This is a genomic window from Streptomyces carpinensis (assembly GCF_002154505.1).
Lineage (GTDB): Bacteria > Actinomycetota > Actinomycetes > Streptomycetales > Streptomycetaceae > Streptomyces > Streptomyces carpinensis.
In genome coordinates this window covers 12,900-27,425 of the sequence record NZ_MUBM01000072.1, presented here as the reverse complement: position 1 = coordinate 27,425, position 14,526 = coordinate 12,900, and the positions used below count along the sequence as shown (strand labels likewise).

The window sequence follows — 14,526 nt, the reverse complement described above, 5'->3', positions numbered from 1 at the left end:
CTGCCGGCCTGCCCCGGCTGCCGGACGGCGCCCCCTGGCACGTCCGACCCCGGCTGGGAGATCCGGGGCGGATTGCGTGACCGCGGGCGTACATGAGGACTCCCCCGGCCGGTTACGGACCGGCCGGGGGTGGCTTCTGCTGTCCGGTGGCGGATCGGCCAGGGGAAGGTGACTTCCGCTGTCCCGTGGCGGACCGGCCGGGGAAAGGTGGTCTCCGCTGTCCGTGGCGCCGGGCGGTTGTTCCTACTGCGTGCCGGAGCCGGAGCCCTCCGGTGGGTAGTAAAGGCGGATGTAGTCGTTGAAGGCCCCTGGCCTGTACAGGTCGGCGAGCTCTTTGTAGTCCTGCGACAACAGCATGGCGAGGCCCGCATCGATCGTGTCCCAGCGGATGCCCATGGCTGGGCCGGGCGGCGGGCAGCGCCATGTGAGAGTGGTCAGGTCGGTTCGCACCCGCGCGGCTCACCCACACCCTCACGCCTCTGGCTCACGCCGGCGCAGCAGCCGCCGCGGCAAGCAGCTTCGCCCTGAGCGGGAACAGGTCGGCGCGCGGACTGTGCCGTCGCCGCCGTACGAGCCGCACGCCACACGGGACGTGATCCCCTCCGGAAACCCCACCCGTTCACTTGGCCACGTCCTTGGAGCCCGGATACAGCCCACCGAACTGCTCGGTGAATCTCCGGTAAGCCTTCGCCCGATCGGCAGGTGAGGGTGACTGGGCGTCACGCGCGATGTCTCTCCATACCGTGCCGTCCTGCCTGGACCTGAACTCCTTCAAACGCTTCTGATAGTCCTCGTCCCAGTCCTGGACGATCCCGACCCAAGCAGCGACGAGCACCCCGATCAGCGCAAGCACGAGACAGGCCACGAACCAGAAACCACTGTGCGCGATCACTCCGGCGACCAGGGAGAGTGCCGCGATGAGACACACCCTGCCCGCTCCGGCCGCGAAGCCCTCATCGCGCAGCCAGCGACCCAGGTGTTCCACCGGCGGACGATAGGCCGCTCCCAACCTCAGAACCGTGCGCAGTCGGCCCAGGAACGCGGCCAGCGAAAGCGCGCCGAACTCCCAGGCGACCTGCCAGGCGACGTCTGGTTGCACCCAGCCCCACATGAGCCAGGAAACCGAGACCAGGACCACGCCCCACATGCCGATCCATGCCGCCGCGCGGGTCACCGCACCGAGCTGGGCCTTGGACGAACACCGCTCGGCTTCGAGCCGGGCCCAGTCCCGGTCCCGCCCTTCTCGTGCATGCTCCAGGACCCGAGCCATCCGGGCTTCCGCCGCCTCCTTCGCGGTGCGCTCGGCGGCTTCGGCGTGCTCGAACTCGGCGGTCGCGTACGCAGCGAGGGCGGTACGCACCACCCACCCGATGGCCGTCTCCGCTCCACCGTCCCGCGAGCGCATCCAGTCGTACCACTCGACCCGTCCAGCGTGAGAAGGCGCCGCCCGCTCACCGAAGGCGCGCAGCCGGGCCACAGGACTGTGACGGGTGAGAAGACCCACCAGCAACAGTGCTTTCGCCTCGCCGCGCGCCCACTCGCTCACTCCGCTCGGCAGACCAGGCGCACGTTCGATCATCCGCAGCCAGGCTGCCTGCGCCTCGGTCCAGGCGTCCTGCATCCCAGCCATCCAGCGCAGCTGGGTGAAACCCGCCAAGGTTTCCAACAGGCCGCCCTCGCAGAGAGCCTCGTACAGCTCCAGCTCCGGACCACTGTTGTCGAATCCCCGGAGACACGCACGGGCCAGCATCTCGCCGGTGACGGCGGTGCCCCGCCAAACCGGCTCCCCTTCCGGGTCGAGTCGGCACAGCAGGCGCAGCACCTTCAGGTCGTCTCCCAGCTGCGGATCCGTGAGCCATTGGTCGGTCGGCTCTCGGTGGGTCGCGACCACGTCGCCGACAGGATCGTCGAACTGACGCAACCAATCCGACAGTTCCTGCACCTTGTCCGAGCCGTCTCGGGCCGCTCCCCTGCCCTCGAAGAGCTGCTCGCGGGCAACGGCCCAACTGGCTCGCAGGGTCACCGCCAGATCCCGCGGGGTCGAGTGAAGAACACCAGCCAGTCGGAACGGCTTCGGCCGGCGGGGAACGGACGAGAGGTCGACCGTGAACGGACGATCTCCGGTGTACCGCTTCAGCGCCGAAGTGAACGACGCGTCATCGAGAAGCGCTCTGCTCTTGATCGCTTCCAATCGCTGGTGACGCCAGTTGCGCGGCGCCTCGACAACGAGGCCCAGAAGTCCACCCCGGGCGAACAAGGCGGCTCCTGACATGCCTTCCCACGGTGATCTTCCGCTCGCCAATTCGGGTGAGACGTCCTTGACGTCCAGCACGTATCGACCGCGCACGATGCCGGACGCCGGGCGTAAGGCGCACTCGATGTGCTCGATGTCCAGGTTCCGCCCTTGGCCCCACTGAGCCCGGGGAAACCCCATCGCCTGGCAGCGGATCGGCGACTCGTCCGTGAGCCGCGCCCAGGTCACCTGCTGCGGACGGGCCGCCGCTTCCGGTCGTACCAGGGCTCGGCGCGACACGAGCAACGCGGCGTCGCACTCCGCGTCATGCCGCCGCCAGACGACCTCACACTGCTGAGCCCCGCTGCCCCGCACCACCATCGCGCGTGCGCTGCCGTTGTCGCCGACGACGTGCGCGGCCGTGAGCACCACCCGGGGCGCCAGTAGATAGCCGCTGCCCGTCCGGCCGTCGCACAGCACGGCGGCGACACGCTCATGGCTGGGGCCGAGCGAACGCCCCTCAGGCAGGCGGCTGGTCACAGGGGCCCTGCCGTGGTGAGACCGGCGGTGCCGCCTTCGCCGTCCGCGGCGACGAGCAGCGGATCGCCGTCTGCCCGCCGGGGCTCCAAGGTGAAGGACACGCGATGGGTGCGAGTCCTGCTCCTTCCCGCGTCCAACTCTCCCGAGAGGACGTACGCCTTGATTCCGCCTCGTGCCCGGACATCTCTGCGCAACTCGACGGTGAATTCCATCTGGATGGGTCCGACTTGGAAAGTGACGTCGTTCCCTGCTCCTCGTGCGGCCGCATTCAGCAACTCGTTGCGAATGGCTTCCACCGCTTCAGCGAGTTCCAAGTCCCTGGCCGTCAACGCGCCCCCTCGGTCGATGGTCCTGCTTGCGGTCTCTGTCTTGAGGTTTCTGTCACAGCGTGAGTCGGGGTCTCAGACCGCGTCGGAGTAGTCCCGATGCGTACGGCCCCTTCCGAGTCAAGGGATCTCTTCCCGCAAGAGGGTCACAAGCTCCTCGTGCTTGTAGCCCCAGAGGCGGGCGACCTCGTTCGGATCACGCAGCCCGTCGACCAGCGCCAGGTGCCTGGCCAGGTGGCTTTCGACCTGCTCCAGATTGGCCTCGCCGTTGCCCGAGGAGATCCACTCGGACAGCTCCGCGACGTTCGCGGCCAAGTCGTCGCTCGCACTTGCCTTGAACTTCCACCGCAGCCAGTTCGTTCCCTTGAGCACGGCCCGAGCACGGTCGCTGGCGTAGGAGAGACCCTGGGTGTGCGTGGCGTACCGGAGGAGACCGGCGGACTCGAGGATCAGCAGGGACCGAACCAGGCTCACGTCCTCCTCGCACCAGTCGGACGGTGAGAGCGCGGGCAGGTCGTCACCGGGCTGTGCCCGTTTGACGTCCCTCGCCGCGTTCATCCATTTCGAGGCGGCATTGGCGTCTATGTTGGCCCGCGCCGCTAGTCGGCTCGCACCCAGTTCGAGAATGTGATCGGCGGTGGCCACCCCCGCCGCGAGGAGCACCATGGGGTTGACGTCGGCCTGCTTGCGCAGGAGGCCGGTCACCGGGGTGTTGCTCAACCTGTCCTTAGCGCTTCGCTTCTTCTTGGCGTCCCGCGCCTTGAAGGCGTTCAGCTGCGCTTCCTTGTGCAGGGCCACGATCTGCTTGAGGATCGGGGGTTCTTTGTCGATTTGGAGCTTCAGCCACTGACGGGCGGCGTTGCGATCTAAGTTCTGTCCGGGCACGGATGCGGGATCCGGCTGCGCACCAGCACTCACAGGCCCTCCGAGTAAGGTCACTGCCAAGCAGGCGGTCATTATCCCCGTCGCGAAGGCGGAACAACAAGGCGATCGCGTGGAAGCGCGCACGGCAACGGCGCGCGTACCGAACCCCGCCGTACGGACACCGTCCGTCTCTTCCCGCCCGCGGCGGCGATAGCGACTCCGTCTGTCCCGTCGCTCGAGGCCGGCTTTCCCCATGCCGTGTACGGGCGTCCCGCCGTCGCGTACAGCGGCGTCCCGTACAGGCGGCGCCCCTGGTGACACACCGGTCACCGTCGCGACGCTGACGACATGCACCTCTCCTCCTCCCCGCACCACTCGCCCTCCGGATCCGCGGCGACGGCCGAGTTCGCCACGGCCACCCCTAACGACGGCGACGTCAACGAAACGCTGACCCTGATCAGCTGTGCGCCCACGCCGTACGGCACGGGCGGGTACACGGCCGGGACTTCCACGTCCGGCTGGCCGCCGCGGCGGACGGCGGGCGGCTGCGCGTGGAGGTCTCCGACACCCGCGCGGAACACCGGCCCACCGTCACCGCCGTCGTGGAGCCCGAGGCCGAGTCCGGCCGCAACCTCCTCCTCGTCACCGCCCCGGCCGACGACTGGGGCGTCACCGACCGCCGCTGCGGCAAGACGGTGTGGGCCGTGGTCGGCACCGTGTCGAGCAGGTGGCCCGGCGCCTGAAGCTCGGCAGTGCCGACAACTACCCTCCGCTGTGGGAAAGTTGTGCTGTCGTGCTGTGTCCGGAACGGGGAGGCAGACAACGGTGGGCGAGGTGAGGGCGAGCGCTCCGCGCGGACAGTCGCGTGTACTGGGCGTGATGCTGCTGTCGTTCGGTTGGGTACTGCTGCCGGTCGGTGCGGCCTTTGAGTTCGTCTGCTTCGCCGCCATGCGGCCGGGTGGGAGCAAGCCGGTCTGGTCACCGCTGGTGGGCGCCGCGCTGGGCTTGATCGGCGTGGGAATTCTGATGGCGGCCAGGTACACGGTACGCCAGGGAAAGCGGCACCTCAGTCCGATCACCACGGCCCAGGAGGTACTGGACGGCCCGCCCTTCGTCCTGTACTTACGGACCTTCACCGACGACCCGGCTCTGGGCGACTTCCGGCCCGGCGCCGATCTGCGAAGCAGCTTCGGCGACGCGCACATCTCCAATCAAGCCCTGCGCACGGAGGAAGAGCAGCTGAAAGTCGCCGTGCGGCCGTTCGGGCCGATGGTCGCCGTCGGCCGGCCCGGAGAGCGGCTGCCCGAGGTGGGAGCGAGGCGCTTGTACCTGGACCAGCACGGCTGGCAGGACACAGTCCTGCGGCTCATGGCGAAGGCCGGTGACTCCGGGCTGGTGCTCATGGGCGCGGGGCGGGGAGCGGCACTGCGCTGGGAACTGGCCCAGGCCGTCGCCCTGGTCCCCCCGTCACGGCTGGTGCTGCTGGTTCCCATGCGGCAGGAGGACTACGAGTCCTTCCGACGCGATGTCGCGGCCCTGTTCCCCGCCTCACTCCCGGGATATCCGGACGGAGCCCGACTGGTGAAGTACAAGGCGCAGATCCGCGGCGCCATCTACTTCGACGACGACTGGACACCTCGTTTCGTGCGCTTCGACACCCCTCGGTCACCCGGCAACTTCCAACGCGTCATCGAGTCGCGCTTCGTCTACGGGTTGCGGCCGGTGTACGACCGCCTGGCGGTCCGCTGGCCGGGAGTCCAGCTGCGGCTGCCCACCCACGCACGCCCCACGCGTCGCCAGGTGCCACTGTTCGCCACCATGTTCGGCGCTCCGCTCGCACTGCTGGGTTTCCTGGTCTGGTCGATACTGCACTTCTGACGGACGCGTCACCTCGATGGACGGGACGGCACGATGGCTCACCGTGACGGAAGTCGGCCTCGCGGATCGGGGGCAGCGCCTGCGCGAGCCGCTTCGGGCGTGGACAATGGGCAAGTGACTGACCGTCAGCATCTTCTCTGGAACCCTGCCGTCTCTCCGTCCGACTACGCGACGGCCTCCGAGAAGTACCAGGGAGCGATACTCGAGCAGTACAGGCTCTGTGTGGAGATGGCCGACAGGGTCAGTTCCCGCCGCAACCTGGCCAACACCTTCTTTCTTTCGGTCAACACCGCGGTGGTCGCGGCCGTCGCGGCCCTTGCCGGCCACGGGCTGTCAGCCGTGTCGCGCTGGGTGCTCGCCGCCGGCCTGGCGATTCTGTTGTCCCAGTGTGCGGCCTGGTGGGCCATGGTCCGGTCCTACCGTCAGCTCAACGCGGCCAAGTGGCAGGTGATCGGCCTGCTCGAGGAGCGCCTGCCCGCCTTCGCGTACTCCCGCGCCGAGTGGGTCCTGCTCGGCGAGGGCCGCGACTGGCGCAGGTACCTGCCCCTGACGCACGTGGAGCAGTGGGTGCCCGCCATCTTCGCCGCGTCCTACGTGCTGGGCTCGGCGGCTCTGGTATGGCGACGGTGACCGTGCTCCCGTTCCGCGGGAGGCGTGACCTGCCTGCGGATGAAATGGCCGACCCCGATGCGGTAGGTAGCATCACCGACACATCGGATGACCAGCGAGGAGGTGGCCATGCCCACGGTCGCCGTCACCGGGCACATGGATCTCACGGAGACGACCGTCGCGCCGGTCCGCACCGCGCTGGACGAACTGCTGGCCGGGATGGCGTGCGACGGCGGCTTGGTCGGCGTGTCGTGCCTGGCCGCGGGCGCCGACACACTGTTCGCCGAAGCCGTGCTCGACGCGGGCGGAGCCTTGGTCGCCGTACTGCCGTCGCGGGACTACCGCACGGCCAAGGTGCAGCCCGAGCAGACTGCGACCTTCGATCGCTTGCTGGCCGCTGCTTCGGAGATCGTCACCATGCCTTTCGCCGATGCCGGCCCACCCGCCTACCAGGCGGCCAACGCGGAGTTGCTCGCGCGGGCCGACATGCTGGTCGCGGTCTGGGACGGCACTCAGCCCGAAGGCCGAGGCGGCGGCACCGCGGACATGGTCATGGAGGCCCGTCGCGCGGGTGTCCCCGTGCGGGTGGTCTGGCCCGAAGGAGCGGAGCGGCGGGGGCAACTGTAGGACGGCCCCTGCTCCAAGGACCTCACGGACTGGGCCTGCCCTCCTGGACCACGCACACCACTGACCTGTCCGCAGATCTGGGCCGTCATCTGCGGAGTTGTGACGCTTCAGGTCGCCGGCTGCCGTCACGGTGCCGACACCGGGCTGTCACGGCGGTGCGTACCGACGGCCTCGGTACCCGACTTGCCCGAAAGTTCCCCGTGAAGCCCACCTTGGCCGCCGCTCAGCTCCGCGGCAGTCTGACGCAGCACCTCACGACGCCGTACACGCTGGCCGACGAGGACACGCGGCTCGCGCTGGAGCGGTTCCTCGGGGATCAGGAGACGGGGATCTTCCGGGGACCGCCGAGACCGCGCCCGAGCCGGCAGCCGACACGCTCGGCGCCCGTGAGGTGCCCGTCCCCGTGCCGCGGGATCCGGAGCCCGGCAGTCCTGCCCCCGCACCGACAGGTCAACCACTGACGGGGCGACGGGTACTCGTCCTGGGCGGCCTGCACGCCGACGCGGTGGCTGCCCGCACACGCGTGGTGGAACGGGGCGGCTCGGCCGCCGTCAACCTGTCCCGCAGTGTCACCGACGTCGTTCTCCTGGACGGCGGGGAACGTGACCGCCGCATGCGCCGGATCACCGATCTTGGTCTCCCCGTGCACGACCAGCACTGGCTCGCTGCTCCGGCAACAGCCGCGGACCCGGCCGCAGAGCCCAGGGCGGCCGCGATTCCCCAGGCTCCACTGGTGCTTCCGCGTGGCGGGGTCATCGACCTGCGGATGTCGTCGTCCGCGGCACTCGCGCCCCAGTGGCACGCCATCGCGTCCTGGGCGCCCCGAGAGCACTGCGAGATCGACGTCGTGGCGTTCGTGCTGTACGAGGACGAACAGGTCACCTTCGATGAGGACTTCGTCTTCTACGGCGCCCCGGAGAACCCCGCGGGCACTGTGCGGCTCCTCACCGACGGCCCGGCGGAACAGACGATCGCCATGGACCTCACCTCGCTCCCACCCGCCTCCCGCAAGGTCGTCGTCGCTGCCGCGATCGACGGGAACGCGATGTTCGGAGGCGTCGGCCCCGTCCAGGTGACCGCCGCCCCCGGCAGAGGTGCCGCGCCACTGGCACGAGCCACACTGGACGCCGCCACCACGGAACGCACACTGCTTCTCGCAGAGTTCTACCGACGCGGCCCCGTCTGGCGCTTCCGCGCCGTCGGCCAGGGGTACGACCACGGACTCGACGTGCTCGCACGCGGCTACGGCGTCGACGTCACAGACTGAGCAGACAACGAGCAGTGAAGTCAGCGAAATCCGCCTGTGGGTAGCGGAATCGGACTCGATCCCCACATGCTCGTCTCCCCCAGACGCGTTCCGCGGGACTGCACGGGGCTCGATCCGGAAGACGGCCCTGATGGTCACCGGCACCTCGGGCTCTCCCGCACAGCGGGGGAGCCTCACTTCAGCGTCACGGCTGGGATCCTGGTCGCGAAATCCTCGAACCAAGCCAGCATCTCCGGGTGGGTGATCGCACCCTCAGCGCTCACGTCAGCGGCGCGAGCGCCCTGCATCACGCGCTTGACGGGAACCTCGAGCTTCTTCCCGGTCAGGGTGCGTGGCACGGCGGCTATCTGAACGATGACATCCGGAACGTGCCGTGGCGACAGCTCCCGCCTGATCGACACGACGACGCTCTCGCGGAGTGCGTCGTCGAGGATCTCCCCTTCGGCGAGGACGACGAAGAGCGGCATGAAGTACCTACCGAACGGCAGCTCGACGCCGATGACCAAACTGTCCGCGATCTGAGGGAGCTGCTCGACGACGGCGTAGATGTCCGCGGACCCCATGCGCACACCCATGCGGTTGAGAGTGGAATCCGATCGGCCGGCCACCACGACTGACAGGTCCGGATCGACCGTGACCCAGTCACCGTGCCTCCACACTCCTGGATAGACATCGAAGTAGCTCGCCAGGTAACGCTGGTTCTCGTGGTCGTCGACGAAGCACAAGGGCATGGAGGGAAGCGGAGCTGTCACCACCAGCTCCCCCTGCTCCCCCGCGACCGGCTGTCCCAGGGAATTCCATGCGGCGAGAGCGACACCGAGCGCGGGGCACTGGATCCTGCCGACCCGGACCGGCAGGAGTGGAGAGCCTCCGGCGAGGACCGAGCAGATGTCGGTACCTCCGCAGATCGACTGCAACCACACGTCGGAACCGAGACGGTCGTAGACCCAGCGCCAGGTGCTCCCGGGCAGGGACGAGCCGGTCTGCAGGACGGATCGCAGGGCGCTCAGATCGATCTCGGCTGCCGGGTGTGCGTCCGCCTTCTCCCCCGCGACCAGGTAGGCCGCTCCCACGCCGACCATCGTGGCGCGTGTCTGCTCGGCGACCTCCCAGACACCACTGACGTCGGGAAAGGTGGGGCTGCCGTCGTACAAGACGATCGTGGCACCGTGCAGCAGGCCACCAACCATGAAGTTCCACACCATCCAGCTGGTGGATGTGTGGAAGAAGTAGCGGTCGTCGCTGCGCAGATCGGCACCGAGACCGAGCGCCTTGAGCAGCTCTACGACGATGCCGCCGTGGCCCTGCACGATGCCCTTGGGCACTCCCGTAGTGCCCGATGACCACAAGATCCACAGGGGGTGGTCGAAGGGGACGTCGGCGAAGCCGAGCTCCTCCTCGGTGTCGAGCAGTGCGGACCACGGATGCTGCACCACCTCCCGCCGCTTCGACCACGATGACGCGGTTGAGGACGCGTACAGGTAGTCGACTGTGATCAGGTGCCGGATGGTGGGCAGCCCGTCCACGATCTCAACGATCGCCGGGCGTCGATCGAACTCCTTGCCTCCGTAGTAGTAGCCGTCGGCGGCGACGAGAACCGTTGGTTGCGCCTGCTGCAGCCGCGCGAGCACGCTGGGCGTGCCGAAGTCGGGCGAGCACACGGTCCACACCGCGCCGACCGCGGCGCTGGCCAGCAACGCGACCACAGCGTGTGCCGTATTCGGCAGGTACCCGGCAACGCGGTCACCGGGTCCCACGCCCATGTCACGAAGGGCCGCGGCGACAGCCGCGACCTGGTGCCTGAGCTGCTGCCACGACGTCTCCGCAGGAGCGCCGCCCTCGGCCACGGTGATCAGGGCCGGACGCTCGTCGGTGGCCCGGGCGAAGCATTGCTCGGCGAAGTTCAGCCGCGCTCCCGGAAACCAGGACGCTCCCGGCATCGAAGGGTCCGCCAGGACCTCTTCGTAGCCGCTGACGCTGTCGAGGCCGTAGAACTCCCACACCGCCGACCAGAACGCCGGCACGTCGGTGGTGCTCCACCGCCACAGTTGCGCGTAGCCGGAGAAGGACAGCCCCCGTGCCTCGCTCAGCCAGCGCATGAAGCCGGCGACGTTGGAGTTCTCGGAGGTCGAGCGGCTGGGGGACCACAGAAGGTCGGTGTCGGTGTTCATCAGCGCCTCCACGGCGGTGTCGTGCGGGTGGTGGGACCGATGCGCGCTCGGCACGCACGGCTCCCTCCTGCCCGACGAGGACAGCAGGGAGCCCGAGGGACCGGCGTCGTACGTCAGGCGGACGTGTCCGGCGAGGTCAGGCCGAGCTCTCGGATGAACTCCTCGGCTCGCGGCCATTCGCCGTACCCGGCGGCAGGGTTGAGGTGCCCGACCGGGCCCAGGTTCTCGAGGCGGCTGCCCCAGGCACCGGCGAGAGCGGCTACGCGGTCGAAGTCGGCGAGGGGGTCGTTCGTGCTCGCCGCGACGATACTCGGGAAGGGCAACGGTGTCCGCGGTGCGGGCGTCCAGCCGTTCTCGGTCAGTGCTTCGAGGGTGGGGTAGCCCTCCGGGAGTGGAGTGTCGAAGTCGGGGGGTGCGGCCAGCAGGGCTCCCCTGACCGGGCGCCGGTGGCGTCGCGCCCAGTGCACGGTGGTCATCACCCCGGCGCTGTGGGCGACCAGTACGACCGGCCCGGAGACGTCCGACAGCACCTCATCCAGGGCGGCGACCTGGGCGTCGCAGCTGAGTCGGTCGTTGGTCAGCGGTGGAACGGTACGGGCGTCGGCGATCTTGTCGGCGAGGATGGTCTGCCAGTGATCCGGCACGTGGTCACGCAGTCCGGGCACTATCACGACCGCCGGCGGTATGGAGGGGCTCATGGCTGCGGTTCCAGGTTCTTGAGCGGCACGTCGGGGAGCACGCCCAGGCGACGTAGATCCTTTTCGTAGAAGAGCTTGCCGATGGTGAACGCGGCACCGGCCGCGAACGCGACGAGCGGGATCATCTGCAGTGCTCCGAGCAGGCCGAGGCGATCCGCGAGCATGCCCGTCACGGCGGGCCCGGGGGCGAGCCCGAGCAGGCTGTTGGCCAGGGTGAGCGTGGCCATGGCCGTCGCGGCGATGGCCGTGGGCGTCAGATTCGCCACCATGGCGGCCGCGGGTCCGGCTGTGGCATTGCACAGCAGTGCCCCAGCGCCGATCAGTACGAGTTGCAGCACGCCGACCGACAGCAGGAATCCGGTCATCAGCAACACGAGTGATCCGAGGCTGCAGGTGATCGCGACGCTCCACTTCCGGGCCGCGGTCCTGCGGCTGAGACGATCAGAGACGATCCCGCCGCCGATCATGCCGATACCGGTGATCAGCGCGAAGACCCCGGCAGCCACTCCCGCCTTCGCGGGAGCCAAGGAGTAGTAGCGATTGAAGAAACTGGGTGTCCAGGCCATCAGGGCCATCGCAACGAACATCTGCAGTCCGCTGCCGATGTAGGCGCAGACCACGGAGACCGACGAGAACAGCCGCGGCAGCAGGCTCCGGATGGCCGTGCGTTCACCCGGCGTTCCTCCACGGCCGCCGGACGTTGGCTCCAGTCTCGTCTCAGTGACCACGAGGGCATAGATCGCGGCCAGCGCCAGCCCGAAGATCCCCATGATGCCGAACGCCCAGCGCCAGCCCAGCTGCTGGGCCGCGACGCCGCCGATCGACACACCCAGCACCGAGCCGAAGGCGCCTCCCCCGATGAACGCTCCGGAGAGCGTGGCCCGCAGGGTGACGGGGAAGACGCTGAGGACCACCGCGATACCGACGCTCCCGTACGCCGCCTCACCGACACCGACCATGAACCGGCCCAGGAACATCTCGCCGTAGTCCGCGGACACCGCGCAGCCCAAGGTCGCCAGACTCCACACCACCGCGGCGATCACCAGACTTCTGACCCGGCCCCAGCGGTCCGCCAGGAGCGACAAGGGGAAGGTGAGCACACCCACCATCAGCGCCACGATGCCGCTGAGAGAACCCAACTGGGCGTCGGACAAGAGCCATTCCGCCTTCAGCAGCGGAAAGACCGCGTTGAGGACCTGCCGCGACATGTAGTCGGACAGCAGAAGCCCGAAACTCAGGGCGAACACCAGCCAGGCATACCCGCGGGATACGGCCGGCTCGGCAGGAGACGTCCCCGGCACGGCCCTGCCGGCAGTGTGAAGTCCCATCGGCGTCACCTTTCTCGTCTCTGTCGGGGGCTCAGAAGGTTCTGTCACCGACGATTCCGGCGCGCTCCATCTTGCGGACGGCGGGCCAGTAGTCCTGGACGGCGTAGTGCTGTGTGGAGCGGTTGTCCCAGACGGCCACGCTGTTCTTCTGCCAGCGCCAGCGCACCTGGTACTCGGGGACGGCCGCCTGGCTGGTCAGGTAGTGGAGGAGGTTGGCGGCGCCGGGCGCGTGGTCCTGGCCGAATCGCACGTTCTGCGGTGTGTGGTAGTTGACGAAGTGCGTGGTGAAGGAGTTCACGAAGAGGATCTGCTCGCCGGTCTCGGGGTGGGTGCGCACCACGGGGTGCTCCGCGTCCGGGTACTGTGCCTTCAGCCGGTGCCGCTGCTCCATCGGCATGACGGCACCGAAGCTCGCCTCGATGCTGTGCCGTGCACGCAGCCCCGCGATCTGCGTCTTGATGTGCTCGGGCAGCCTGCGGTATGCCTCGGCCATGTTGATCCAGATCGTGTCGCCGCCCACCTCGGGCGTCTCCACGCAGCGCAGTACGGCTCCCATGGGCGGGCACTCGCGCCAGGTGCCGTCGCAGTGGAGCGCATTCTCGTAGTGCTCGGGCTTGCTGTTCAGGTCCTTGTAGATGCGGACCAACCCCGGGTGGTCCGGGTCACTGCCGAGCACCGGGTGGTCCTCCAGCGAGCCGAAGCGCGCGGCGAAGGCGACGTGCTCGGCGCGGGTGATGTCCTGGTCCCGCAGGAACAGGACCTTGTACTGCAGCAGCAGCTGCTTGATCTCGGCGAACAGGTCGTCGTCGCGTGCGGCGTCGCCGAGGTTCACCCCGGACAGTTCGGCGCCGATGGTGCAGGTCAGCGGCTCGACATTGATCGAAGTACGGAGGACGCCCGGGCGCACCAAGGCGGGTGTGTCTTCCCTCGGGTTGACGGTCTGGGGCATGGTGCTCACTCCTGGGTGACGTGTAGTGCGGGTCGTGGTGGACTCAGAGGACGAAGATCGAGGATCCCGTGGTCCGTCCTGCCTCCAGGTCGCGGTGTGCCTGCTGTGCGTCCTTGAGTGCGTAACGCTGGTTGATCTCGATCTTGATGCGTCCGGACGCGACGTGTCCGAACAGCTCACCGGCCAGGGCGTCCCGCGCCGCCGGTTCGGCGATGTAGTCGGCGAGCGCGGGCCGGGTCACGAAGAGCGAGCCGTGAACGGCCAGTTGCATGGCGTCGAGCGGCGGTACTCCGGACGCGGTGCCGAAGCACACCAGCAGGCCGCGGCGCTGCAGCGAGGCCATCGAGCCGGCGACGGTGTCCTTGCCGATGCTGTCGAAGACGACCGGGACGCCCTTGCCGTCGGTCAGCTCGCGCACCCGCTCGGCGACGTCTTCGCGCCGGTAGTAAACGATGTGCTCGCAACCGTGGGCGCGGGCGATCTCGGCCTTCTCGTCGCTGGAGACCGTGCCGATCACGGTGATGCCGAGCAGCTTGGCCCACTGGGAGAAGATCAGGCCGACGCCGCCCGCGGCCGCGTGCAGCAGCACGGTGTCGCCGGCCTTCAGCGGGCTGATCCGGCGCAGCAGGTAGGCCGAGGTGAGGCCGCGCATGGTCATCGCCGCGGCGGTCTCGCAGGTGATCTCCTCCGGCAGCCTGATCAGCGAATCCGCGGGCATGACCCGTTCCGTGCTGTAGGCACCCAGTGGGCTGCCGGTGTAGGTCACCCGGTCGCCCTCGGCGACGTGCGTGACGCCCTCGCCCACCGCCTCGATCACACCCGAGGCCTCCACCCCGAGCCCCGCGGGCAGCGCAGCCGGATACAGGCCGGTGCGGAAATAGGTGTCGGCGAAGTTGAGCCCGACGGCGACGTGCCGGATCCGTACCTCGCCCGGGCCCGGATCGCCTACGTCCACCTCTTCCCACCGCATGACGTCGGGACCACCGGATTCGTGGAAGTGAATGGCGTGTGCCATGACTTGCTCCGTTTGCTCGTG

General features: G+C 68.8%; 13 protein-coding genes and 1 pseudogene. 5 read left to right on the top strand and 9 right to left on the bottom strand.

The window, feature by feature from the left end; translation table 11 throughout:
- Positions 1–243 precede the first annotated feature (243 nt).
- The 4 genes from BZY54_RS50235 to BZY54_RS10255 all read right to left on the bottom strand — a co-directional run bounded on the left by BZY54_RS50235 (position 244) and on the right by BZY54_RS10255 (position 3,984).
- A complete protein-coding gene (locus BZY54_RS50235) occupies positions 244–450 on the bottom strand; it encodes a hypothetical protein (protein ID WP_143668032.1) in 207 nt (68 codons plus the stop codon).
- Between the two features lie 169 nt (positions 451–619).
- A complete protein-coding gene (locus BZY54_RS10265) occupies positions 620–2,773 on the bottom strand; it encodes a S1 family peptidase (protein WP_107419678.1) in 2,154 nt (717 codons plus the stop codon).
- Positions 2,770–3,087 (bottom strand): trypco2 family protein, encoded by a 318-nt coding sequence (locus BZY54_RS10260; RefSeq protein ID WP_244217071.1) that lies wholly within the window; start codon positions 3,085–3,087, stop codon positions 2,770–2,772. Before BZY54_RS10260 ends, BZY54_RS10265 begins: the two co-directional genes overlap by 4 nt.
- A 132-nt stretch (positions 3,088–3,219) precedes the next feature.
- Positions 3,220–3,984: a hypothetical protein gene (locus BZY54_RS10255; RefSeq protein WP_086724734.1), complete on the bottom strand. Its 765-nt coding sequence runs from the start codon at positions 3,982–3,984 to the stop codon at positions 3,220–3,222.
- 440 nt (positions 3,985–4,424) lie between these two features.
- On the opposite strand from BZY54_RS10255, the gene BZY54_RS52150 reads away from it, so the two are divergent.
- The 5 genes and pseudogenes from BZY54_RS52150 to BZY54_RS10230 form a co-directional block, all read left to right on the top strand.
- Positions 4,425–4,706, top strand: coding sequence for an ATP-binding protein (locus BZY54_RS52150; protein WP_341868678.1), 282 nt, complete (start codon positions 4,425–4,427; stop codon positions 4,704–4,706).
- Positions 4,707–4,842: 136 nt separating this feature from the next.
- Positions 4,843–5,841, top strand: a complete 999-nt coding sequence (locus BZY54_RS10245) for a hypothetical protein (RefSeq protein ID WP_143668031.1) — start codon at positions 4,843–4,845, stop codon at positions 5,839–5,841.
- 114 nt (positions 5,842–5,955) lie between these two features.
- Positions 5,956–6,471 carry a RipA family octameric membrane protein gene (locus tag BZY54_RS10240; protein WP_086724732.1) on the top strand — a complete coding sequence of 172 codons (516 nt, stop codon included), beginning with the start codon at positions 5,956–5,958 and terminating at the stop codon, positions 6,469–6,471.
- A 108-nt stretch (positions 6,472–6,579) separates the two neighbouring features.
- Positions 6,580–7,077, top strand: a complete 498-nt coding sequence (locus tag BZY54_RS10235; protein ID WP_086724775.1) for a hypothetical protein — start codon at positions 6,580–6,582, stop codon at positions 7,075–7,077.
- Positions 7,078–7,420: 343 nt separating this feature from the next.
- Positions 7,421–8,344, top strand: a pseudogene (locus BZY54_RS10230) (TerD family protein); the annotation flags it as partial.
- A gap of 173 nt (positions 8,345–8,517) precedes the next feature.
- On the opposite strand, the gene BZY54_RS10225 reads toward BZY54_RS10230, so the two are convergent.
- The 5 genes from BZY54_RS10225 to BZY54_RS10205 all read right to left on the bottom strand — a co-directional run bounded on the left by BZY54_RS10225 (position 8,518) and on the right by BZY54_RS10205 (position 14,505).
- Positions 8,518–10,515: an acetoacetate--CoA ligase gene (locus BZY54_RS10225; RefSeq protein WP_086724773.1), complete on the bottom strand. Its 1,998-nt coding sequence runs from the start codon at positions 10,513–10,515 to the stop codon at positions 8,518–8,520.
- Positions 10,516–10,628: 113 nt separating this feature from the next.
- Complete coding sequence (locus tag BZY54_RS10220) at positions 10,629–11,213, bottom strand: RBBP9/YdeN family alpha/beta hydrolase (protein ID WP_086724728.1); 585 nt, start codon at positions 11,211–11,213, stop codon at positions 10,629–10,631.
- On the bottom strand, positions 11,210–12,541 hold the full coding sequence (locus BZY54_RS10215; RefSeq protein ID WP_086724726.1) for an MFS transporter: 1,332 nt from the start codon (positions 12,539–12,541) through the stop codon (positions 11,210–11,212). The genes BZY54_RS10220 and BZY54_RS10215 overlap by 4 nt, the downstream gene beginning before the upstream one ends.
- Before the next feature lie 31 nt (positions 12,542–12,572).
- The gene (locus BZY54_RS10210; RefSeq protein WP_086724724.1) at positions 12,573–13,490 is read right to left on the bottom strand and encodes a TauD/TfdA dioxygenase family protein; all 918 of its coding nucleotides are present in this window, start codon (positions 13,488–13,490) and stop codon (positions 12,573–12,575) included.
- A 43-nt stretch (positions 13,491–13,533) separates the two neighbouring features.
- Complete coding sequence (locus BZY54_RS10205; RefSeq protein ID WP_086724723.1) at positions 13,534–14,505, bottom strand: quinone oxidoreductase family protein; 972 nt, start codon at positions 14,503–14,505, stop codon at positions 13,534–13,536.
- Positions 14,506–14,526 lie beyond the last annotated feature (21 nt).